Raw genomic sequence first — 22,294 nt, forward strand, 5'->3', positions numbered from 1 at the left:
TCGGTACACCCGGCGGCGTTACCCGAGTGCTTCGACCGCCTGCTCCACCAGACCGGCGGCGGCGTCGAGCTTCCACGCGTTGCCCGGCAGCGGGTGCGCGTGCCGGTCCAGTTCGGCGTCCACCGCGGCGCGCACTTCGGCGACCGTCGGGCGGGTGCCGCGGAGCGCGTCTTCCGCACCGGTGACCCGCCACGGGGTCGGGGCGAGTGCGCCGAGCACGAGCCGCACGTCGCGCCACGTACCGTCCACATCGGACTCGACCGCCAGCGCGGCGGACGCCGTGGCGAAATCGCCGGTGTAGAGCGCGAGCTTGGTGAACGCTCCGCGCCGGCCCAGTGCGGCGGCCGGAATCCGGATCTCGGTGATCAGCTCGTCCGCGCCGAGCACGGTCTCGCCGGGGCCCGTGTAGAAACCGGACAGCGGCACGACCCTCCGCCGTCCCTGCCCCGAGATCTCGACGGTGGCGTCCAGCGCGAGCAACACCGTCGCCAGGTCCGACGGGGTGACCGCCTGGCAGCGATGCCCGTCGACAGCGGCGTGCTGGAACCGATGGTCGCCGAGCACGGCATAGCACGGGCTGGTCGCGCCATTGCGTTTGTAGCAGTCGAAACCGTTGCGGAAGAACCAGCAGCGCTTGGCCTGAACCAGGTTCCCGGCCACGGTCGCGGCATTGCGGATCTGCGGCGACGCGATACTCGCCACCGCGTCCACCACCATGGCCGGGACGGCCGGATGCTCCGCCAGTTCGGCCAGCGTCACGGCGGCGCCGATCCGCAGCCCGTCCTCGCCCTGCCGGATACCGCGCAACGCGGTCAGCGCCGCCACCGAGACGAGCACCGGGGCGGGCCTGGGCTGCCGGCGTCGTTCGACCGGCAGGTCCGTGGCACCGCCGAGGACTGCGGAGTCCGGCGTGGCGAGCAACGCCGTGGCCTCGTCGAGATCCGCCGGAACGCGCACGACCGGCTGGGGCGGCGGCGGTGCCGTGGCCGCTCGGCGCGCGGGCCCGAAGCGGGTACCGACGGAGTCGAGCAGCCGGTGCACACCGAGCGGGTAGCTCCAGCGGATCGCCGCGATCCACCAGCGGCCGGGCCGCCGCCACAGCCGGTGCCCGCGCCGCCGACCGTCCTGTTCGGACAGTGCGGTGAGGATCTTGTCCGGGGTGATCGGCAGCTCGCGGACGCGCACCCCGATCGCGTCGTACACGGCGTTGGCGACGGCCGCGCCCGGCGGCACGATCGACATCTCCCCCACGCTCTTCGCGCCATACGGCCGGGCGTCGTCGTAGCCGTCCACGATCACCGGGCGCACCTTGGGCACGTCACCGTTGCGGGGCAACGCATAGTGCAAGTAGGTGCTGTTGACGACGCGGCCGCCCTCGCGCACCAGCTCCTCGCCGAGCGCGGCCCCCAGCCCCATCACGGCGCCGCCGACGATCTGCCCCTCGACCGCGGTCGGGTTGATCGCCGTGCCCACGTCGTGGGCGGCCACGTAGTCCGCGACGCGGACCTCGCCCGTACGCCGGTCGACCTCGACCACCGCGCCGTGCGCGGCGAAGGCATAGCTCGGCGAGAGGTTCGCGGTGTCGCGGTCCGGCGCGAGCATTTCGGTGCCTTCGAGCAGATACGTGGTCTCGTGGCTGAGCACGCCGTCGCGGGACTCGTCGGCCAGCGGCACGAGGTCGCCGAGATCGATCGTTTCGCCGCCCGCCTCGGCCCGCCCGTGGCGGAGCACCACCGCGTCCTGCCCCACGCCGAGCTTGCCGGCGGCGAGCTGCCGCAACCGTCCCGCCAGCTCGCCAGCGGCCTTGCCGACCGAGGACCCGGTCATGTGGGTGGCGCGGGAGGACCACGCACCGAGCTCGAAGGGAGTCCGCTCGCCGTCCATGGACAGGACTTCGACGTCGTCGACGGCAATGCCCAGCTCGTGCGCCACGATCTGGGCGAGGATCGTGTTCTGGCCGGTGCCCGCGTCGGCGCCACCGTGCCGGATCCGCACCTGCCCGTCGGTGAACAGGTCGAGCGCCGCGTCGCTGCGGTTGGCGAACTCGTAGGCGTAAGCGCCGCTGCCGTGCATGCCCGCCGCCACGCCCCAGCCGCGCGCGATCGGTCCGCCACGGGGTCGTTCCGCCCGCGCCCGCTCCCAGTCGAGCCCGTCGCGGACCGCGATCAGGCACTCGCGCAGCCGCGTCGAGCCCACCTCGTACCCGCACAAGGTCGTGGTGCCACCGGGAGCGAGATTGCGCAGCCGCATCTCGATCGGGTCGAGTCCGAGCAGCTCCGCGATCTCGTCGACCTGCGACTCCATCGCCAGCGACACCTGCGGGGTGCCGTAGCCACGGAACTGGCCACCCGGTTGCGTCGCGGTGTCGACGAGCCGGGCCGCGTAGCGGACCCCGTCCGGCCGGTACATCGAGCCGAGCGTGATGAGCCCGACGCGCAGCACCGAGGTGCCCATGTGGTTGTAGGAACCGTTGTCGGCCCGGATGTCCGTCTCGAGTGCCCGGATGACGCCGTCCACGTCGGCCGCCGTGCGCAAGGTCGTCTCGAAGCGGTGGCGCGGCTTGTTCGCCCCGAACTCCTCCTCCCGGCTCAGCTCGACGAGTACCGGCCGCCCGCTCGCCTTGGCCAGAGCGGCGGCCAGCACCTCGTGTTCGGAGGCCTTCGACTTGCTGCCGAACCCGCCGCCCACCGCGACCTCCCGGCACACGACCTGTTCGTGCTTCAGGCCGAGCAGGTGCGACACCTCCTTGGCGATAAACCACGGCGCCTGTGTGGAGGTCCACAGCTCCACGATCTCGCGATCGGCGTCCCAGCGAGCGAGCGTCGTGTTGGGCTCCATGCAGGCATGGGCGACGCTGGGGTAGACGAATCGTCCCTCGACCGAGACAGCCGCGCCGGCGAGCCCGGCATCGGGGTCGCCCCACACGCCGTCCAGAAACATCGACACGTTCGGCTCGGCTGTGGTGCGCCGATGAAGCGCGCGTGCCCGCAGTGCCCGCGCCGCCGAGACGGTCAGCGGTGCGGTCCGCCTGCGGTAGCGGACCCGGATGGCCCGGGACGCGGCGATCGCCTGCTCGCGTGTCTCGGCCGCGACCGCGGCGACCTCCTGGCCGACGTGCCGGACGACGCCGTCGGCCAGTGGGGGCCGGTCCGACAGCGGCCCACCTCGGTGTATGTAGCGGATTCCCGGCGCGAAGTCCGCCGCGGTGAGCACAGCGTGCACCCCTGGCATGGCGCGGGCGACGGTGGTGTCGATCGAGACGATTTCGGCGTAGGCGTGCGGAGAACGCAGGATCGCACCCGTCAGATGGGCGCCCGGAAGGTCCGCGGTGTACGCGATGCCTCCCGCACTGCGCGCGTCCCAGTCGATCGGGCGGACCCGGTCACCGATGCTCATCGCGGCGGCTTCGCGGCTCGCGCGAGCGCCACGTCCGCGACGGACTCGACGATCGCGGCATACCCGGTGCAGCGGCAGATGTTGCCGGACAACGCGTGCCGGATGCGGCGGGTTCTGTCCTCTTCGGACAGTTCGGCGAGGTCTCCCCGCAGCAACGCGACCGCGTGCACGACCTGGCCTGGCGTGCAGAACCCGCACTGGAAGGCACCGGTGTCGGCGAACCGGGCCCGCAGGTCCGCGCTCTCCCCGGCCAGTCCCTCGGCGGTCTCGACGGGCTCGGTGACCAGCGCGGCCGGCGTCGTGCACGCCATCCGCGGCCGGCCGCCGACGAGGACCGTGCAGGCGCCGCATTCGCCGCGCCCGCAAGCGATCTTGGTGGCGGTGAGGCGGAGCTGGTCGCGCAGCACCTCGGCGAGCGACCGGAGCCCGGGAGCCGCCACCTCGGCCTCGCGGCCGTTGACCACGAGCCTGTGCGTCATCCCGCGGCCGCCTCCGTTCCGAGTTTCTCCTGCGCTGCCACGGTTCCCTCCGGGCGCACCGCCGGCATCAGGTAGCCCGCCACGAGGGTGACGATCCCGACGCCGGTCATGTACCACGCGATTCCGGTCCAGCCGCCGGTCGCCTCCAAAATAGACGCTCCGATCGTGGGTGCGAAGGCATTGCCCGCGATGGTGCCGATCGTGAACCCGATCGACATCCCGCTGAACCGCAGCGGCGTCGGGAAGACCTGCGAGAAGAACGCCGGGAACACCGCGTAGTTGGCGGAGTAGGCGATGAACAGCAGGACGAAGCCCAGCAGCATGAGACCGTACTGGCGCGTGTTCAGCAGCGCGAACCAGGCGAACGGCACCACCACGAGGCCGGCCGCACCGGCGAGGAAGACCCGCCGCACACCCACCCGGTCGGCCACCCTGCCGAACCACGGGACACAGATCAGCACCACGAACGCGGCGGGCAGCAGCACACCGAGCATCGCCGTGTTGCTCTTGCCCAGCGCGAGCTTCCCGTAGGTGAGCGAGAAAACGGACGCCATCGTGAAAGCCACACCGGCGGCGACCGTCCCCAGCGTCACGAGCGCCACCATGCCACCCGACCGGCGCAGCACGTCCACGATCGGCAGCTTGTGCACTTCGCCCTGCTGCTTGATGTCCGCGAAGTCGGGGCTCTCGTGCAGGGATGTCCGGACGACGAGGCCGACGATCACGAGAACGGCGCTCAACAGGAACGGCACCCGCCAGCCCCACGAGTACAGCTGGGCCTCCGGCAGCTGGACCACGAGCAGGAACACACCATTGGCCAGCATCATGCCGGCCGTCGTCCCGGTGTTGACCACGGAACCGAAGAAGCCGCGGCGGCCCGGCGCGGAGTGCTCGACGGTCATCAGCACAGCACCGCCGTACTCGCCGCCGAGCGAGATGCCCTGCAGGATCCGGGCCGCGACCAGCAGGATCGGCGCCGCGACGCCGATCTGACCGTAGGTCGGCAGCAGTCCGATCAGGACGGTCGAAACACCCATCCCGGTCAGGGTGATCACGAGGATGGACTTGCGGCCGACCCGGTCGCCGAGATGCCCGAACACCAGGGCGCCCAGCGGGCGGGCGACGTAACCGACGGCGAAGCTCGACAGCGAGATCAGGGTGCCCACCACGGGATCGGCGGCGGGAAAGAACAGTTTGGCGAACAGCACCGACGCCGCGAAACCGTAGATCGCGAAGTCGTAGTACTCGATGGTCGTGCCGAGCCAGCTGGCCAGTACCGCTCTGGTCGTCTGACGTGGGGGCCGGGGTGTGGTGGACATGGGTTTCCTCCGGGAATGCGGCCGGAGCTACACGTCTGGCTGACAGCGGCTCACGGGTCACGGCTCGGGCGCCTGAAGTTCTCGTACTATGTACGGTTCAGTGCACGAGTGTCAAGGACGCGGGCATGCCGGTAACCGGGGAAACCTGATTGTCACAAGACAGCGGCGCGTCAGGAGCCGGTCGCGTCCCGTTCGACGAGGCGCAGCGTGCTGTCGATGTACGCCTCGACACCGGCGGCGAACTGCTCGTCACCGGGCAGCGTGGCGACATGTTCGGCGAGCCCGACGACGAGCGGGAAGTCGTCGATCGGCAGTCCGGAGTAGAAATGCACGCGCTGCCTGCGGATCTCCGCGACGTCGGCGTCGTCCTCGCGACCCCAGCTGCGGGGCGTCTGGTAGCTCACGAAGCCGATCGCGTAGGTGATGAGAAAGCCGTAGCAGCGGACGGCCAGCGGCCCCGGGATCCCCGCGTCGACGAAACGCCGCAGCACGGCCTCCATCGCACCCCGCAACGCTTCCTGGCTGTCGGTGACCCGGGTCGCGAGCAGGCGGGCGGCGCTCGGATGCTCGCGCATCATGGCAAGGAGGGCGTAGGCGACCGCGCGCAACGCGTCGGCAGGACCGCTGTCCGGTTCGTCCGGCAACCGCAGCTGGCCGAGGACATGGTCGGCCATCGCGTCGAGGATCTCTTCCCGGCTGCGGAAGTAGCTGTAGAGGGTCATCGCGCCGACGTTGAGATCGGCGGCGAGCCTCCGCACCGTCAGCCGGTCGAGGTCGGCCTCCTCGTCCGCGATCCGCAAGGCGGCCTTGACGATCAGCTCGGGGGTCAACGACGTCTTGCGCGTCGCCTTCTCCTGCCGCATGATCGCGCCCTCCCCTCGTGTCAACCGTACGGTACGCCGTACCCCAGCTGCCGGCCGAGGAGCGGGTCAGGCTGCAAGAAGCTGGCGGCCGTTGGTTGTCATGATCTTTTCGAGGCCCTTCGCCCCGAGCAGGGGTTCGACGCTTTCGTACCAGCCGGTCACGCCCTCGCGGTAGGGCGGATATTCGGTATGTCCGAGGTCGCTGCCGAAGACGAGCAATGAGGTCGGGTACAGCGCGGCCAGGCGTGCGGTGGGACTGGCGGGTGGGTTCGTTCCGAGGTCGGCGACGCAGCCGACCTCGAGCCGGACGTCGAGTGCGCGTAGCGGGATCGCGAGGTCGTCGGACCAGTGCATGAATTCGAACGTCGGGTGATTGACGAGAAAGCGCCGGGCGCCGAGGTTCGCGGCGGCTTCGAAGATTTTCACTGCGTCGGGGACCGGGATGTGGCCGGACGCCAGGATGAGGTCGTGCGCCGCGACGATGTCGAGTACCTGCCGGAGTTCGGGGTGCAGTCCGTCGCCGGAGAAGACCGGGACTTCACGGAAGTGGAGGTCGCGGTGCACCGCCAGGCGGTCGGACGTCGTCGCGGCGGCTTGGTGGGCGGACGAGGAGATCGTGGGTAGCCACACGATGCGTCCGCCGAGACGTGCGGCGACTTCGGCGGCGTCGGGGTTGCACCCGCCGACCGGCGAATTGAGCACGACACCGCCTGACGCGGCTGGCCCGATCAATGCGGCTCGTTCTGCCGAGGATCCTTCGTGTGCTTTCAGGACGAAGTGGGCGACGCCGGTGTCACCCGTGGCTTCGAGGGTGGCCCTATCGTCAAGGCGCCGCGGGAGGATGCTCGGCGCCGAATGCACGTGGAAATCGACGATTCCGCTGCCGATCACAGTTCTATGACCTCGATGGCGTTGCCGACGTCGAGTTCGCGGCGTCGGGTCTTGCCGACGGTCGTGTCCCGGGGCAGGGCGTTCAGGCGGGCGACGGCGGAGGGCCGCATGAAGCTCGGGAGTTCGGATGCGGTCTTGCGGATGTCCTCGAGTGGCGTGGTGGCGGCTTGGATGAAGAGGACGAGTTCCTCGTCGATCAGGCTGCTGGGGCGTTTCCAGAGCGCGAGGTCGTCGATCGTGCCGATCGTGCGGAAGGTGTCCTCGACGAACCCGAGTGGAACGAATTCTCCTTTGACCCGAACGGATTCCGACGCGCGGGCGAGGTAGACCAGTCCACCGTGGTCGTCGTCGTAGCCGAGGTCGCCGGTGGCGAACCAGCCGTCGCGCACGAACGACTCGACGACTCCGCCGGGCCGGACGTAGCCGTCGGCGAGCAGGCCGGGTTCGAGGGCGCGGATGTGGATCTCTCCGTCATCGGAGATGCGGTGGAGGAGTCCGGGCCGGTGTTGCCCGCCGTAGTGCACGGCTCCCTCGGGTGGTTCTGCTGTGTCGTCGCGGCGCCAGAGGTGGGTGTGGCACAGTCCGCCGGCTTCGGTCGAGCCGTAGACGGTGACGGCGAGCGGGATGTCGAATGTGGACAGAAATTCCGGGTCGGCGTAGAAGACGGCGCGCAGTGCGTGCTTTCCGGCGTCGGCACGGGTGGTGCGGCGTTTGAGGATTTCCAGCGGCGGGCCGTGGAGGATGGCCACGGTCGCCGCCGTGTCCCGTACCTGCGGCCAGAACGTGCTGGCGGAGAATCTGGGCAGGCTCAGGCAGTTCGCGCGTGCGGTCAGTGCGCCGAGCACGGCGTAGCCCAGCGGATTGATGTGGAACAACGGAAGTGGGGACAGCACCGTGTCCGTCTCGGTCATCCCCATCACGTCGGCGACGTAGCGGCCGAGGGAGCGGAAGTACCGGTGTGACTGGGCGACCAGCTTCGGCGGGCCGCTCGTCCCGGAGGTCAGCATGAACGCGCTGAGGTCCGAGGCTCGCGCGTCGACGCCCGGCAGCGGGCCGGATCCCGCGCCGCGCGGCAGGTCCGGTGTGCTGGTCCACCGCTCGGCCAACTCGGCGAGCGCCGGACGCGGATCGGTGGTCAGGACGGCCTGTGGAGTGAGTGGGCGCAGGACGTCGGTGAGCAGGTCGTCGGGGAACGACGGGTTGATCAGCGCGGTGGGCAGCGCTGCCAGCTGGCAGGCCATCCAGGTGATCAGCCAGTCGTTGGAGTTGGCGCCGATCAGCGCCACGGGCCGTCCGGGTTCGAGTCCACGGTCGAGCAGGGTCCCCGCGAGGCCGGCGGCCCGGTCGACGGCGTCGGCGACGGTCATCGGCGCGCCGGCGAGGCCGAGCCGGGCCCCGGGCGAGTCCTCGCGCCTGGAGAGGAGGAGCTGAGCGACATTGGGCATGTCAGGCCACCCCTTCGAAGGTGTCCGAGCGCAGCACCCGGCGGGCGATGTAGTTGCGCATGACCTCGACCGAACCGCCGCCGATCCGGTAGACCTTGACGTCCTGCATCAGCTGCCCGAAGTCGGTGTCGGAGTAGCAACCGTGGGAACCGACGAGGGCGAACGCCTCGGAAGTGGCGCGCTCCGCCGCGGCGACGGCCGTTGTCTTGGCGATGCTGGTGGCGAAGGCGGGGTCTTGGCCGGCGTCGGCGATGGTGGCCGCGTGGTCACGAGCCAGCGAAGCGGAATACAGCTGGGTGTAGATGTCGGCGACGGTCCATTGGATGCCCTGGAACTCAGCCACCATCTGGGTACCGACCTGGCGGTTCTTGGCGTATTCGATCGCCTGGGCCAGTGCCCGCCGGCCGTAGCCGATGAGCTCCGAGGCGTTGCCGAGCCGGCTGACGTTGAAGGTCCGCAGGAAGGTTTCCATACCGGCCCCGGGCACCCCCAGCACGGATGTGCCCGGCACCCGGACGTCCTCGAACACCATGTCCGCCGTGGGCAGCATCTTCAGGCCGATCGGGACGGTCTGCCGACTACTGACCCCCGGGCTGCCGGTATCGACCAGGAAGGCCGTCAGCCCGTCCTCGGTGGTCGCGTAGACGAGGGTGACGTCGCTTTGGTGCCCGAGGTTCACGTGCGTCTTGTGGCCGTTGATGATCCAGTCGTCACCGTCGCGGCGGGCGGTGGTCCGGATCGCCTTGAGCGAGGACGCGGCGCCGGGCTCGGAGATCGACTCGGAGAAGACGATCTGCCCGCGCGCGATCCCGCCGAGGTAGCGCGCGCGTTGCTCGGGCGTGCCGAAGGCGAGCAGCCATTGCTGGCCCTGGATGGCGATCTGTGGTGAGACGAGACCGTGGCGAGCGACTTCCTCGCAGAGGAAGCAGTACTCGGCGATGCCGCCGCCGAGTCCGCCCTCGGCTTCAGGTGTGGTGGGCCCGACCCACCCCCGCTCACCCATCGCGCGATAGATGTCCTGTGGGAAGCGGCCTTCGGAGTTCGCCTTCTCGAGTTCAGCGCGGTGCTGGTCGGCGAAGTCGCGGAGCTCGGCGCTGGTGCGCGCGGCCCATTCGGGACCCGCACGGAACCTCATCTCGATGTACATGTTTCTCCTAGCGTCCGGCGATGTCGCCGAGTGTTCGATTGCGGGTGCTGACTCCGTAAGCGGCGAGAGTTACCCCGCCCAGCAGCAGGGCGGTCGCGGTGGTGACGAAGACGCCGGTGAATCCGAACCCGGCCGACACGGCGGCGATGAGGAGGCTGCCGAGGACGACCGCGAGGCGTCCGGCCCCGTTCGCGATGCCGGCGCCGAGGCCACGGAGGCTGGTCGGGAAGATTTCGGCCAGGTAGGCGTATTGCACGGCGACGTTGGTCTGCAGGAGCAGGGTGACCAGGAAACCCGCCACGACGAGGACGACCGGGCTGGTCGTGATCGCGAAGACGATCATCGCGGCGGCGATGAGCACGCACAGCACCGGCGAGGTCCGTTTGCGTTCCCACCGGTCCGCGATCGGCAGCGCGGCGAGCGCGCCGATGAAGGGCGAGATCGCGAGGATGGTGGTGACGGTCAATGCCTGCGCGGTGCTGTAGCCGCGTTGCACCAGCAGCGTCGGCACCCAGGCGCTGAAGCCGTAGTACCCGAGGTTGCCGAACGCGAGGGTCAGCGAGATGACGACGACCCGGCCGAGATACGGGGATCGGCGTAGTTCGGCCAAGGGCCGCGGCGGTTCGGGGGTGCGCTCGACCGGATCCGGAAGCGGTGCGCCGGTGCTGGCCGCACACTCCCGTTCGAGTTTGCCGACGAGCAGTTCGGCGGTCTTTCCCGCACGGCCGCGCACTTCCTGCCAGCGCACCGTCTCGGGCAGCACGAACAGCGCGATGAGACCGGGGATGATGCCGAACCCGCCGATGACGAACACCCAGCGCCACGCGCCGGGTCCGAGCGGGACGATCGCTCGTGCCGCCCCAGCCATCACCGGCAGGCCGAGCAGGCCGATGCCGAGCAGGATGGACTGCAGCCGCCCGCGCAGCCGCCCGGGGAACATCTCGGCGGCGTAGACGATCACCACGCCCGTCACGGCCTGCAGGCCGAAGCCGGTGAGCACCCGCAGCACGGCCAGCACCGCGAAGTTCGGTGCCACCGCGCAGGCGACCGAGGCGAGTGAGTAGAACAGTGTCGCGGCGACCAGGGTCGGCCGCCGGCCGATCCGGTCGGACAACCTGCCGCCGGCGATGGCTCCGGCGAGCATGCCCAGGAAGGTGTAGGACGTGAGGGCACCGACCTGGCCGAGCGAGAGTGTCCACTCGGAACGGATGGCCGGCAGCGCGTAGGACAGTGAGTTGATGTCGGCGACGTCGCAGAGGAACAGCACTCCGAGCAGGGCCATCCACCCGAAGTGCGTGCGGGTGAGCCGGGGAAGCCGTTCCATTCTGGCCGTGAGCGCGACTGCGGCGAGGTGGTGCTGTTCGGGTGTGTTGGTGACCGGGTCCATGGCTCTCCTTTGAGCGGATCGGCGTTGCTGGATTCAGCGACCGGTGAAGGTCGGCACGCGGCGGTCACGGAAGGCCGCCATCGCCTCGGCGGAGTCGGCGGTGGCACGCGCCACCGCCTGGTGCGACGCGATGAGGTCGAGCGAGGTGCGCAGGTCGGCACGTTCGCCGTGCCGTACCGCGCTTTTGATGAGCTGCACCGCGACGGGTGGCTGTCCGGCGAGCTGGGTGGCGAAATCGGCAAGGCGTGCCGGCAGCTGTGAGGACGGGTGAACCTCGTTGACGAGTCCCCAGGCCAGTGCCTGCCCGGAGTCGACGAACTCGCCTGTCCACAGTAGACGCAAGGCTCTGGACCGGCCGATGATCCGGGGCAAGAAATGACAACCGCCGTCGCCGGGCACCAGCCCGACCCGGATGTAGCCTTCGCTCAGCCGCGCCGTTTCCGACGCGATGCGGTAGTCGCACATCAGGGCCATGTCCAGCCCGGCCCCGACGGCGACCCCGTTGATGCCGGCGATCAGGGGTTTCGACAACTCGTCGGCGGCCAGCACGACCTGGTGCACGTGGTCGGTCATGAGCCGCCGGTCCTCGAGCGGGCTGCGCTCGCCGAGCACGTCCAGATCCGCGCCGGCGCAGAACGCGTCGCCGTGACCGGTCACGACCACCACCCGGACGTCGTCGTCGCGCTGGAACGAGCGATAGGCGTCGGCCCACTCGTGCAGCATGGCGACGGTGAACGCGTTCTTGTGATCCGGCCGGTTGAGCCGGATCCAGCCGATGTGACCGGCGACGGTGACCTCGAGATCGGGTGCCATCAGTACCCCGAACTCAACGGCTGGATCTCGTCGGCGGCCGTGACACGGTGCCGGAGCTCACCGAGTTCCTCGACGGCCAGCCGCACCTCGTCGCCGGGGCGCAGCCAGTCCCGGAACCGCTCCGAGCCGAGCTTGTGGTGCTCATAGAGACAGCCGGTGGGCACGGTCCCGGAGCCGATGACGTCCCCGGGGCGTAACACCGTCCCCCGCGAGACATAGGAGATCATGTCGGAGAACGTCCAGTCGATCGTGTCCCAGCAGCCCTCACTGACCGGCTCGCCGTTGAGTTCGGCGGTCATCTGGAGAGCGAAGCCCTTCTTGCTGCGTAACCGCTCCAGTTCGTCCGCGGTGACCAGCGCCGGGCCGATCGTGGTGGCCGTGTCCTTGCCCTTCGCCGGTCCCAGGCCGAGCGGGCGTTCGTTGAGCTGCAGGTCGCGAGCGCTCCAGTCACAGAGAATCGAATACCCGGCGATGTACTCCTCGGCCTCGCTGACCGCGATGTTGCGGCCCGCTTTCCCGATGACGGCGCAGACCTCCAGTTCGAAGTCGAACTGGCTGCTGCCCGGCGCGATCGGCACCGTCGCGTGTGGACCGACGACGGCGGCGGGGTTGGTGAAGTAGAAGACCGGGAACTGGGTGTGACGGTGGTCGAGAACGCCGTTCGGGTCGCCGGTGCAGTTGCGCATGTGCTGCAGGAACGCCGAACAGTCGCGAATCGAACGAGGCTCGAGTGGCGCCCGCAGCTGGATGTCCGTCGTGGCAACGGTTTCCGCCGGTGAGCGGAGTGCGTGCTCACCGGCCTCGATCAGCTCGCCACGGTCGAGCAGATCCAGCAGGGTGACGCCGGGTTCGAGACCGGCCACCCGGTCCCCGTCGAGCACGCCCACCCGGTCACCGCCCGCGGCTGAGGAATAGGTGACGAAACGCATCATCGGATCCCTTCAGGAGTAAGGAATCCCTCCAGCGCGCCCATGCGGTTGAGCACGGCGAGGCGGTCGAACCGGACTGATTCGGGGTCCAGCTGCTGGTAGACGTTGATGACGTTCTGGGCGAGCCGGCCGTGCTCGGGAAGGGCCGCCCACTCGCCGAGGTCGATGGACGCGATCGCCTCGTCCGCGGTGAGGCCCTTGTCGAACCGCTTTCTGGCTTCCTCACCGACGTAGGCCAGGTAGTCGCGAGAGGCGCGGACCTCGGTCTTGGTCGCGATCGGACCGTGGCCGGGAACGATGTGGTCGACGTCCATGCCGAGGATGAGATCCAAGGCGTCGAGCCAGCGTTCGACAGGTCCCGCCCACACCACCGGGGTGCCGCCCGAGAACAGGATGTCGCCCGAGTACAGGATGCGGGCGTCCGGCACATGGACGAGCGTGTCGCCGGGGGTATGGGCGGGACCGACCTGAATGAGCTCGATTTCGCGGCCGCCGACGTCCAGGGACAGGTGCCCTTCGAAGGTGCGGTGCGGCGGGGTCACCGTCACCTCGTCGAACCGGAAGGACCCGAAGATGTGCCGCACGAAATCCCCGTCGGGGCCGGGCAGGCGCAGCATTTCGAGCACCGAGTCCACGGAGTCCTGGGTCATCAGCTCGGCGGCCGCCACGGATGCCACGATTTCCGCGCCCTTCGCGGCGAGCAGCTCGTTGCCGAAAATGTGGTCGCCGTCGGAATGGGTGTTGACCACGGTGCTCACCGGCCGTGCGTCGGTGACGCTCCTGATCCCGTCCAGCATGTCCTGGGCGAGCCGGAGGTCGAACAACGTGTCGACCAGGAGGCTCGTCCCGGCTCCGGTGATCAGCCCGGCATTGCTCAGTCCCCAGCCGCCGTCCGGCTGCAGCCAGGCGTAACAACCCGAACCCAGGTCCGCGAGGCCTTTTCGATACGTCACGAAATCCCTTTCCTTGCCCGGTCAGCCTTGCGGTGACCCGAGAGCCGATTGAGTGAGCGCGGGCAGCCTGCTCTCGACGAGACGCTCGACGAAGTTCCGGCCGTAGGGCACGGCGTCGAGGCCGCTGACCATCTCCACCCAGGCGGCGTGCTGGCAGGCACCCGCGAGCGCGACCGCCTCCAGCCGGAGGTCGATCCCGTCGTGCACCGAGCCCCGGTCCCGCTCGACGGCGAGATAGGCGGCCAGACGCTCCCAAACCAGGTGTGGCCCGGTTCCGGCGCGGCGGTGCGCGGCCGCGTACCGGTCGAACAGTTCGCGATCCGACAGTGCCGATCCGGACATCGGCAGGCTGACGCGGTAGTAGTCCCTCGTCGCGGACACCAGGATGACCAGTCCGGCCCGCAGGTCACCCACCTCGCGGGCCCGTGCGGCGGCGGCCATCAGCGCCTGGCCTTCCGGCAATCCCTCGGTGAGGACCGCGGCGACCAGCGCGCCCTTGTCCTGGAAATACTTGAAAATCGTTCCCTCGGCACAGCCGGCCAGCGCGGCGATCCGCTTCGTGCGCACCGCCGCGATGCCGTCCTCACGAATGATCCTCGCCGTCGAATCGAGAATCCGTTCACGCATCGACACTGACCCGACCTCCTGAAACACACTCTGCAGTGATTGCTCACTCATTACGTGTGCACCACGTTAACCTGCGGAATCGACCACGTCAACGAGATCGTCTGTTGACGGCAGTGATGCCTCGGCTGATACTCGACACACGGCGATGAGTGGACACTCACCTCCTCGCCCGAGACAAGGAGGTCATGTCAATGGCTGACATGCCTGGCCCGGCCGTCGGATCGGCCCAGTGGCCGGCTCGCCGGCTCGACGGCGAGCGCTTCGTGCGCGGCGCGGTCCGCTATCTGGACGACGAGATCCCGCCGGACTGCCTGCACCTGTCCTTCGTGCGCGGCACCGTCGCGCACGCCCGGATCCGGGGCCTGGACACGTCCCTCGCCGCTCGGGTGCCCGGTGTCCGCGGCCTGCTCACCGGCGCCGAAGCCGCGTCCCTGATCAAGGACCTCGTCGCGTTACCGGCCGGCTTCCGCCCCGATGTCGACGGGCCGGTCACGGTGCCATGCCTTGCGGTGGACCGAATCCGCTATGCCGGCGAGCCGCTCGCGCTGGTGGTCGCGGACAGCGAGCGGACCGCTCGGCGAGCCGCCGAACTCGTCCAGGTCGACTACGAACCCGTCCGGCCGCTACTGGAGATCGACGACGCGCTCGCGCCGGAGTCGCCGCGACTTCATCCCCAGCTGCCGGGCAACGAACTGATGTCCGGCGTGGTCTCCGGTGGCGACGCCGAGCGGGCGCTCAGTCACGCGCCCCACGTGATCGAAGGCCGGGTGGACATGGGCCGGGGCAGCGCCGTGCCCTTGGAGACGCGAGGGTGTGTCGCGTCGTGGGATGCCGCCGAAGGCCGTCTTCTCGTGCGGGCGGCCGTGCAGACACCGCATGCGCTGCGCGCCGACCTGGCCCGGCAGCTCGATCTCGCGGAAAGCGATATCCGGGTGCTGGCACCACCGCTCGGAGGAGGCTTCGGGTTCAAGTTCATCGGCCTGCCCGAGGAACCCTTGGTGTGCCTCATGGCACGCCGCCTCGGTCGCCCAGTGCGCTGGGTGGAGTGCCGGGAAGAGGCCTTGCTGATCGGGGCGCGCGAGTACCACGCGCGATACCGCGCCGGTTTCGACGGCACCGGTCGCATGCTCGGGCTCGCCGTCGACCTCGACGCCAATGTGGGAGCTCTCGCGGCCAACCCGGGCATCGGGATGCCCTCGGTCGCCGCGTCGTGCTTTCCCGGTGGCTACGACGTCGCGGACTACGTGGTGCACTGGCGGGCCGTGCTGACCAACAAGGGACCGTGGAACGGCGCACGCGGATACGGCAAGGAAATCACCGCTCTCGTACTGGAAGCGGCGGCCGACGACATCGCCCGCGCCCTGGGTGTCGACCCGGTCGAGGTCCGCCGCCGCAATCTCCTGCACAGCCACCAGCTTCCGCATCGGACCGCGACGATGACCATCGACTCCGGCGACTACCACCGGGCACTCACAAAGGCTTTGGACCTGGCCGGGTACACCGACGCCCGGGCCCGCCAGCATCGCCGTGACAGTGGCTCCTCGCGGATCGGGATCGGCGTCGCGTTCGAACTGACCCCCGAGGGCAGAGACCCGGCCGGCGGTGTCTCCCGTGGCTCCGAAACCGCGACGGTCCGCCTGGACACTTCCGGGCATGCGACCGTCCTCACCGGAGTGACGAGTCCCGGCACCGGCAGCGAAACGGCCATCGCCCAACTGGTCGCCGAACGTATTGGAATTGGTCTGGACCGGGTGCGGGTGGTGCAGGGCGACACCGACCGAACCCCGTATGGGGGCGGCAGTTTCTCCAGCCGCGCGGTGCTCACCGGCGGCACTGCCGCCTGGAAAGCCGCCGATCAGCTCCGCGGGGTCCTCCTGCGCGCCGCGGCCGTCCACTTCGGCTGTACCGAGGAGGAGATCGAGGTCGCGGACGGGACCTACCGCCTCGCCAAGGACTCCTCAATGCGGGTCTCCGTCGCGGACCTGGCCCGCGACGTCCGTGCCTACGGCTCGGCCCGCCCGGGCGTGGCCTTCGAAGAACTCGAGGCGACCGCCACATATATGCCCGGCAACCTGCAGTCCGTCCCCGACGCCCTCGGCCGGGTCCAGCAGTACCCGACCTATTCCTACGGCGTCTACGTGGCCGAGGCGGCGGTCGACCTCGACACCGGCAGTGTCTCGATGCGACGCCTCACAGCCGTGCACGACTGCGGCACCGTGGTCAACCCACGCATGGTGAACGCTCAGATCAACGGCGCGATCGCCATGGGCATCGGCATCGCGTTGTGCGAGGAGGAGACCTACACCCCCGAGGGCCTGCCCGTGAACACCGACTTCAAACGGTACCTGCTGCCCCGCCTGCCGGACATGCCACACATCACGCTCGATCACCTCGAAACCCCGTCCCCCTTCAGCCTGCTCGGCACCAAGGGCGCGGGAGAGTCGGGCATCGGCGGCACGGTCGCCGCGATCGTCGGCGCCGTCCGCGACGCCATCGGTCCCGGACGGCACGCGATACGCACACCGCTGACCCCGCCCAGGGTCCTCGCACAACTGGACGCGATGGAGCAGCACGCATGAGAATCGCTGTCCCCGGAACCCTGGACGAACTCAATGCCTGCCTCGGTGATGCCGCGTACCCAGCGGTGATCGGCGGAGGAACGATGCTCATCCCCCAGCTCACACGAGGCACAATCGCGCCGGACGTGCTGGTTGACCTCCACCGCCTCCCCGGCGCGGCACGCCTACGCACCAGCGCCGGCGCGACCACACTCGGCGCCATGGTCAGCTACACCACACTCATCCGCGACCCGACCGCGCCACCCCTGCTGCGGCATATCGCCCAAGGCATCACCGGCGGCCCGCAGATCCGCAATCAGGGCACCATCGCCGGTTCCGCCTGCTACGCGAACCCAGCCTCCGAGATGCCCACAGCGCTCGTCGCCTCAGGCGCGATCATGCGGATCGCCGGACCCGCCGGGACCCGGTCCTGCGGTGCGGCGGACTTCTTCGACGGCGCGTTCACAACCCGGCTCGCCCCGAACGAAGCTCTGGTGGCCCTGGACCTCCCCGCATCCACCAACTCGCCGGACTACGGTTACTGCAAGATCAAACGATCGGAAAGCAGCTGGCCGATCGCGACCGCCACAGCACTCACATCCGGCAACGGGATGCTCAACCTGGTGCTCGGCGCAGCAGTCACGCGTCCCGTCACCATCACGGTGCCACCCGAGATTTCCACGCTGACCGTCGCGACAATCGACCAAGCCGTCGAGCACCAGGGCGCCGAGTGGTGGGCGGACGAACTCGCCGACATCGGCTACCGCCGGAGAGTCGCCATCGTCGCACTCACCAGAGCCCTCGCCTCCCTCCAAGAGCGAATCGTGAAACGAGACCGGCCATGACCCTCACCGTTGATTTCACCCTCGATGGAGCAGCCACCTCGATCACCGTCACCGAAGCGGCGATCACACTGCTCGACATCCTGCGGCAACAACTGGGCAAGACCGGGACCCGCGCAGGATGCCGGAACGGCGACTGTGGCGCGTGCACCGTCCTGATCGACGGCGAAGCCTACAAGTCCTGTCTCGTCCCCGCCTGGCGAGTCACCGGCACAACCGTCGAGACCATCCAAGGCCTCGCCCCGAACGGCGAGCCACTGCACCCCGTACAACAAGCCTTCCGCAACGAAGACGGCTTCCAATGCGGCTTCTGCCTCGCCGGATCAGTGCTCTGCCTCGTATCACTGCTCAGAACCAACCCCGACCCGACCGACCAATCCATTGTGGACAGCCTGGTGGGAAACCTCTGCCGATGCACCGGCTACCAGCAGATCATGACCGCCGCCCGCGCGGCGACGGATCCGTGACCACATCACACAGCGCTCGTTCGGGCGTGAACCTCGGCCGTTCGTGGGCACGATACTGAGTTGCAGGTGTCTGCTGCCGCCACTTCATGCGCTGAGGGCCACGTCACCGCCTCCCACGATCTGGTCGACGAACCCGTAGGCCAGCGCCTCCTCGGCATCGAACCAGCGGTCCCGGTCTGCGTCGGCGGTGATTCGTTCGACAGGCTGTCCGGTCAGTCGGGCGGTGATCTCCGCGATTCGGCGCTTCATCTTGCCGAAGACCTCGGCCTGGATGGCCATGTCGGTAGCTGGGCCGTGGATACCGGCCGAGGGCTGATGCATGACGATGCGCGTGTTCGGTAGCAGAAAACGCTTTCCGGGTGTGCCCGAGGTGAGCAGGAACTGGCCCATCGACGCCACGAAACCGAGGCCGAACGTGGACACGTCCGGTTTGATGAGGCACATGGTGTCGTAGACGGCCATGCCGGCGGTGACCGAGCCGCCCGGTGAGTTGATGTAGAACGTGATGTCTTTTTCCGGGTCGTCGGCCGCTAGCAGCAGGAGCTGCGCGGTGATCCGGTTGGCGACCTCGTCGGTGACCTCGGAGCCGAGGAACACGATGCGGTCGCGCAGAAGCTGTTCGTAAACGGAATCGGTGAACGTCAGGTCACTTCCCGGCGAACGCAGCTGGGGCAGCAAGTGGGCGGTCATCTCGGGCGCCTCTCGTCGGTGGTCGGGACGCCACCGACGGTATTCGGGTCCGGAACCCGAAACGGGCACCGTTCGCTCTCAGCGTGCGGAGTTCGCTGGTGGCGATCACACGAGAATGCCGTCGAGAAGCCAACTGCCGACCGGCACTTCGAGTCGTCCGCGGAGGCCCGCAGCCCCGGGTTCAGCTCGACGGCCTCGCCCCAATCCGGGTCCGAGGTGCCGACCACGGCGCAGTCCTGGACGGCGGGATGCCCTCAGAGCACCTGCTCGACCTCGCTCGGGTACACGTTGAACCCGCCGGAGATGATCAGGTCCTTCTTGCGGTCGGTGAGATGCAAGTACCCATCTTCGTCGAGGTGGCCGAGGTCGCCGGTGTGCGGCCGGCCGTTCCCGGCCACGTTCGTCGAGGATCCGGACCTCGATCAGCGGATAGGGGCGCCCGCACGAACCCAATCGCGAATCCGGGGCGATGTCCCCGCCGACGAGGTGTTCCTCTGGTCGCAGGTGGGCGATCACGGCGAACGCCTCGACCTGACCATAGCCTCCGGTGAGCACCGGTCCGAACACCCCACCGCGAGCGGTCGCGGGCAGCGAGAACAGGCCCGCGGTGTGCGTGATCGGTGCCGCGGCCAGGTTGACGATCGGCTCCTCGGCGCGGTAATTCAGGGCCATCATCATGTGCGCGACGGCGGCTGTGATGCCGCGGTGGTGAGCATGGCGCCTTTCGACGGGCCGATGGTCCCTCCGGCCGGGATGATCGCCACGACGTCATCGGGGTGGCGATCCGGGCACGGATCCGTGTCCGGATACCGGCCGGCCCACTCGATCAGCGCGGAACTGTCCTGAGTGGAGTCGTCGAAGCAGACCCATACCTCGACCGCGGGCAGTTCCAGGCGACGTCCGCCGCGCACCGGCTGTCGAACAGCACTGCTGAGCAGCCGAAGCGGCGCATGAGGTTGCGGTTGTCCGCGAGCGGGTTCGCGGCGTTGAGCGGCACCCAGGTGTAACCGGCACGCCAGATGCCGAGGATGCTGATCAACGCCAGCGGGTGGTTCGGGGACAACACCGCGATCTTCGCGTCGTCCGCGAGCCCTGCGGCCCGCAGCGCATAGGCGATCCGGCACGACAGGAACCCGGCCTCGTCATCCGCCAGCCACGATCGAAGAACTCAACGATCGACATCGGTCACCGAGCCAGGACCATGATCACGGCGACCGCTTTCCTCGCCGTCCTGGAAACCGCCGCCGTTCTCCGCGAGGGCGATCCGCGCGCCGTCGACCTGCCGGGCACCCGCCTCGTCGCGCAACTGCTTTGGTCCGCTGTGGACACACAGCTCAGCTTTGGTCATCTTCGAGCGGCCTTTGACGCCATGCTCGCGGGCGATCCGTTCAAGATCCGTCTTGGAAATTCCCGACAGGTCTTTCCCGGCGTTCTTCCCGGCGCGTTCGGATGTCCCCGGCGATGGCGTTCCACACTGCGCGACAACGCATCCATCAGGTCTTCACCACGCCGGGCAGCCTCGGCAGGGCTTGCCCCGGTTCCGGGCGACCGCGACCTTCTCCAACTCGGCCAGCGCGTCGCGCAGCAGCACGTATGCGCGATCGGATTTCTCGTCGTCCGGACCGAGCCAATAGGACCGGTCGAACAAGACCGGATCGACCTCCCTCAGCTCAGCGAAGAACTCGGCATCCATCGTTTTCGATAGTCCGGGCGCGACGTCGTCGATATCGGATACGGTCGCCCGTTCCTCGCTGCAGCTGGCCATGATGACCTCCTGCTTTCGGGATTACCAGAGTGTCAGATTGCCAAACATCGACCCGTGACCGCTGACGTGTTTGACCGGGACGCGATCGGGTAGGGCTAGAGAGTCAGATTCCCAGCAACGAAGGAGAATTCTCATGGCTGACAACACGAGCGGACCTGCCGAGGGCGTCAAGGGCGTGGTCGAGGGCGTGAAGGGAAAGGCCAAGGAAGTAGCCGGCGCCGCCGCCGGGAACGACTCGCTGCGGCGGGAAGGCAAAGCACAGAAGGACAAGGCCGAGTCGCAGCGTGAGGTCGCCAAGAAGGAAGCAGCCGCGGACAAGGCCCGCGCAGCGGCAAAGGCGGACGAAGCCCGGCAGCAAGCCGAACAGTGACGAGCGAACCGCCGCCGTCGGTCGAACCACGGCGGCGGTAGCCGACCCAGGGTAGGAGAGGAGCCATTGTGGACACCAACGCATATGTGACCTTCCTGCTGGTAGGAATCGCGCTGGTCCTGATCGACGGCCAGATCATCTACCACAGCGGAAAGCGCTATCTGCGGAACATGGACGGCGAGGACTCACAAGCCCGTTCTTCGATGACCCAGTTGATCACGGTCTTGTTCCACCTCGTCGTCTTAGGTGTATTGGCGCTGATCTCGACCATCGGCTTCCCAGGTGGCAGCTCCTTGCCTTCCGTCGTCGGGCGGGTCGGTGTGATGCTGCTCGTACTGGCGCTGGCCCATGCGATCACGTTGAGCGTGCTGGCCAGAATGCGCGAAGAGCAGGTGGTCGAGGAGATGCACACCGAACCCCGCACCCGGGGGCACCTCGACAGTCGGCTGGACGCGCCGGTCGTAACACCCGCGCCGGGCCAGCCGGGGCGACACCCACAAGTAAGCCCCAGCCTGGAAGCGGACCCCTACTCGGCAAACCAGAACGGCGGGAGCCGCAACTATTGAGCCAGCTGCACGACGCGGCCGCCGGCGTTCGGCAGGTCCGCGGGTGTGATCGCGGCGTGCTGCCGAGACGTTGTGGGCGAACTGACCAGCTGCGGCGAACACACGATCACCGCCCGCTGAACTCCTCAGCCGCTGATCTCGCCTGCCAGCGACCGATCGAGCGCGACCCGCACCAGCGCCGCCGCGAGCGAGGCCAAGTCCTCTTCGGCGACAAGCCCTGCGAGCTCGGTGGTGTCGGTCGGCAGACTTACGCGCTGCGCACCGCTGAGGGCTTTCTTGTCCAGATAGGGCCGCAGCTCGGGCCACACGAGTTGCGCTTCGCGGCAGAAGATGTCGCCACCGACGGGTCCGACGCGGGAGAACGCGCGCAGTCTCTTCGTGATCTCACGCGGATCTCGCCCGGCATCATGGCGCAGTTTCCGCAGATCGCCGGAATGTCGCTCCAGCAGCGTCTCCGCGCTCTGCCCGAGCGCGGTCGCCGTCTGCTCGTCGTACCGTTTGTAATGCGCCCTGCCCAGAGCGTCAACCCGCTGCTGCCACGCCGTTTCGGCCATGGCGCGCGGCGTGGTGAGCTTGGCGCGGGCCAGCTCTTTCGCGGCGTCCACCGCGATGCCGGCGCTGATGCGCGTTGACAGCAGCGTGGAAAGCACGAGCAGCCGATACAGCGGGGCCGGTTTGTCGGCGAGCCTGATACCGGCTTCCGCCGCATACGTCTGACCCGCGCGATTCAGCAGGCGCCGCACAGTGGTCTTGTTCTGGCGCTCAGTCATTTCACCGGCTACCCCGT

At 68.8% G+C, this 22,294-nt stretch carries 24 protein-coding genes; 5 read left to right on the top strand and 19 right to left on the bottom strand.

All coding sequences use genetic code 11. The annotated features are described in order from the left end of the window. Positions 1-18: 18 nt before the first annotated feature. The 12 genes from LOZ83_RS00845 to LOZ83_RS00900 form a co-directional block, all read right to left on the bottom strand. Positions 19-3,396, bottom strand: coding sequence for a molybdopterin cofactor-binding domain-containing protein (locus LOZ83_RS00845; RefSeq protein WP_236787859.1), 3,378 nt, complete (start codon positions 3,394-3,396; stop codon positions 19-21). After that, on the bottom strand, positions 3,393-3,875 hold the full coding sequence (locus LOZ83_RS00850) for a (2Fe-2S)-binding protein (RefSeq protein WP_236787860.1): 483 nt from the start codon (positions 3,873-3,875) through the stop codon (positions 3,393-3,395). The genes LOZ83_RS00845 and LOZ83_RS00850 overlap by 4 nt, the downstream gene beginning before the upstream one ends. Continuing rightward, positions 3,872-5,194, bottom strand: a complete 1,323-nt coding sequence (locus LOZ83_RS00855) for an MFS transporter (protein ID WP_236787862.1) — start codon at positions 5,192-5,194, stop codon at positions 3,872-3,874. Before LOZ83_RS00855 ends, LOZ83_RS00850 begins: the two co-directional genes overlap by 4 nt. 170 nt (positions 5,195-5,364) lie before the next feature. Beyond that, entirely contained in the window at positions 5,365-6,057 is a 693-nt protein-coding gene (locus LOZ83_RS00860; RefSeq protein WP_236787863.1) for a TetR/AcrR family transcriptional regulator, read from the bottom strand. A 66-nt stretch (positions 6,058-6,123) separates the two neighbouring features. Continuing rightward, complete coding sequence (locus tag LOZ83_RS00865) at positions 6,124-6,948, bottom strand: DUF6282 family protein (protein ID WP_308190178.1); 825 nt, start codon at positions 6,946-6,948, stop codon at positions 6,124-6,126. Continuing rightward, entirely contained in the window at positions 6,945-8,393 is a 1,449-nt protein-coding gene (locus LOZ83_RS00870; RefSeq protein ID WP_236787864.1) for an AMP-binding protein, read from the bottom strand. Before LOZ83_RS00870 ends, LOZ83_RS00865 begins: the two co-directional genes overlap by 4 nt. 1 nt (position 8,394) lies before the next feature. Next, positions 8,395-9,540 carry an acyl-CoA dehydrogenase family protein gene (locus tag LOZ83_RS00875; protein WP_236787865.1) on the bottom strand — a complete coding sequence of 382 codons (1,146 nt, stop codon included), beginning with the start codon at positions 9,538-9,540 and terminating at the stop codon, positions 8,395-8,397. A gap of 7 nt (positions 9,541-9,547) precedes the next feature. Continuing rightward, positions 9,548-10,927, bottom strand: a complete 1,380-nt coding sequence (locus LOZ83_RS00880) for an MFS transporter (protein ID WP_236787866.1) — start codon at positions 10,925-10,927, stop codon at positions 9,548-9,550. Positions 10,928-10,960: 33 nt separating this feature from the next. Continuing rightward, positions 10,961-11,740: an enoyl-CoA hydratase/isomerase family protein gene (locus tag LOZ83_RS00885; protein WP_236787867.1), complete on the bottom strand. Its 780-nt coding sequence runs from the start codon at positions 11,738-11,740 to the stop codon at positions 10,961-10,963. Beyond that, positions 11,740-12,669, bottom strand: a complete 930-nt coding sequence (locus tag LOZ83_RS00890; protein WP_236787868.1) for a fumarylacetoacetate hydrolase family protein — start codon at positions 12,667-12,669, stop codon at positions 11,740-11,742. Before LOZ83_RS00890 ends, LOZ83_RS00885 begins: the two co-directional genes overlap by 1 nt. Further along, the gene (locus tag LOZ83_RS00895; RefSeq protein WP_236787869.1) at positions 12,669-13,622 is read right to left on the bottom strand and encodes an MBL fold metallo-hydrolase; all 954 of its coding nucleotides are present in this window, start codon (positions 13,620-13,622) and stop codon (positions 12,669-12,671) included. The genes LOZ83_RS00890 and LOZ83_RS00895 overlap by 1 nt, the downstream gene beginning before the upstream one ends. Before the next feature lie 21 nt (positions 13,623-13,643). Beyond that, positions 13,644-14,249, bottom strand: a complete 606-nt coding sequence (locus LOZ83_RS00900; protein WP_236789394.1) for a TetR/AcrR family transcriptional regulator — start codon at positions 14,247-14,249, stop codon at positions 13,644-13,646. A gap of 191 nt (positions 14,250-14,440) precedes the next feature. Between LOZ83_RS00900 and LOZ83_RS00905 the strand changes: the two genes are divergently transcribed. From LOZ83_RS00905 to LOZ83_RS00915, 3 genes are read left to right on the top strand one after another with little or no spacing between them, the layout of a single operon-like run. Then, positions 14,441-16,828, top strand: a complete 2,388-nt coding sequence (locus LOZ83_RS00905) for a xanthine dehydrogenase family protein molybdopterin-binding subunit (RefSeq protein WP_236787871.1) — start codon at positions 14,441-14,443, stop codon at positions 16,826-16,828. Then, entirely contained in the window at positions 16,825-17,652 is an 828-nt protein-coding gene (locus LOZ83_RS00910; RefSeq protein ID WP_236787873.1) for a xanthine dehydrogenase family protein subunit M, read from the top strand. Before LOZ83_RS00905 ends, LOZ83_RS00910 begins: the two co-directional genes overlap by 4 nt. Further along, positions 17,649-18,116, top strand: a complete 468-nt coding sequence (locus tag LOZ83_RS00915; protein WP_236787875.1) for a (2Fe-2S)-binding protein — start codon at positions 17,649-17,651, stop codon at positions 18,114-18,116. The genes LOZ83_RS00910 and LOZ83_RS00915 overlap by 4 nt, the downstream gene beginning before the upstream one ends. Positions 18,117-18,200: 84 nt before the next feature. Here the strand turns inward: LOZ83_RS00915 and LOZ83_RS00920 are convergent, their stop codons facing one another. The 6 genes from LOZ83_RS00920 to LOZ83_RS00940 form a co-directional block, all read right to left on the bottom strand. After that, positions 18,201-18,806: a ClpP family protease gene (locus LOZ83_RS00920; protein ID WP_236787877.1), complete on the bottom strand. Its 606-nt coding sequence runs from the start codon at positions 18,804-18,806 to the stop codon at positions 18,201-18,203. 254 nt (positions 18,807-19,060) lie between these two features. Next, positions 19,061-19,204 carry an AMP-binding protein gene (locus tag LOZ83_RS00925; protein ID WP_308190179.1) on the bottom strand — a complete coding sequence of 48 codons (144 nt, stop codon included), beginning with the start codon at positions 19,202-19,204 and terminating at the stop codon, positions 19,061-19,063. A 276-nt stretch (positions 19,205-19,480) separates the two neighbouring features. After that, entirely contained in the window at positions 19,481-19,717 is a 237-nt protein-coding gene (locus tag LOZ83_RS00930; protein WP_236787879.1) for a hypothetical protein, read from the bottom strand. Then, positions 19,633-19,872, bottom strand: a complete 240-nt coding sequence (locus tag LOZ83_RS40685) for a hypothetical protein (RefSeq protein ID WP_374202603.1) — start codon at positions 19,870-19,872, stop codon at positions 19,633-19,635. Before LOZ83_RS40685 ends, LOZ83_RS00930 begins: the two co-directional genes overlap by 85 nt. 102 nt (positions 19,873-19,974) lie before the next feature. After that, positions 19,975-20,154 carry a hypothetical protein gene (locus LOZ83_RS00935; protein ID WP_236787881.1) on the bottom strand — a complete coding sequence of 60 codons (180 nt, stop codon included), beginning with the start codon at positions 20,152-20,154 and terminating at the stop codon, positions 19,975-19,977. Between the two features lie 153 nt (positions 20,155-20,307). Continuing rightward, positions 20,308-20,571, bottom strand: a complete 264-nt coding sequence (locus LOZ83_RS00940) for a Ku protein (protein WP_236787883.1) — start codon at positions 20,569-20,571, stop codon at positions 20,308-20,310. A 133-nt stretch (positions 20,572-20,704) separates the two neighbouring features. On the opposite strand from LOZ83_RS00940, the gene LOZ83_RS00945 reads away from it, so the two are divergent. Together LOZ83_RS00945 and LOZ83_RS00950 are read left to right on the top strand one after the other, a co-directional pair. Then, a complete protein-coding gene (locus LOZ83_RS00945; protein ID WP_236787884.1) occupies positions 20,705-20,941 on the top strand; it encodes a CsbD family protein in 237 nt (78 codons plus the stop codon). Positions 20,942-21,009: 68 nt separating this feature from the next. After that, positions 21,010-21,507, top strand: a complete 498-nt coding sequence (locus LOZ83_RS00950) for a hypothetical protein (protein WP_236787885.1) — start codon at positions 21,010-21,012, stop codon at positions 21,505-21,507. Positions 21,508-21,632: 125 nt separating this feature from the next. Here the strand turns inward: LOZ83_RS00950 and LOZ83_RS00955 are convergent, their stop codons facing one another. Continuing rightward, on the bottom strand, positions 21,633-22,277 hold the full coding sequence (locus tag LOZ83_RS00955; protein ID WP_236789395.1) for an endonuclease: 645 nt from the start codon (positions 22,275-22,277) through the stop codon (positions 21,633-21,635). Positions 22,278-22,294: the final 17 nt, after the last annotated feature.

The organism is Amycolatopsis sp. GM8 (assembly GCF_021653975.1).
Taxonomy (GTDB): Bacteria; Actinomycetota; Actinomycetes; order Mycobacteriales; family Pseudonocardiaceae; genus Amycolatopsis_E.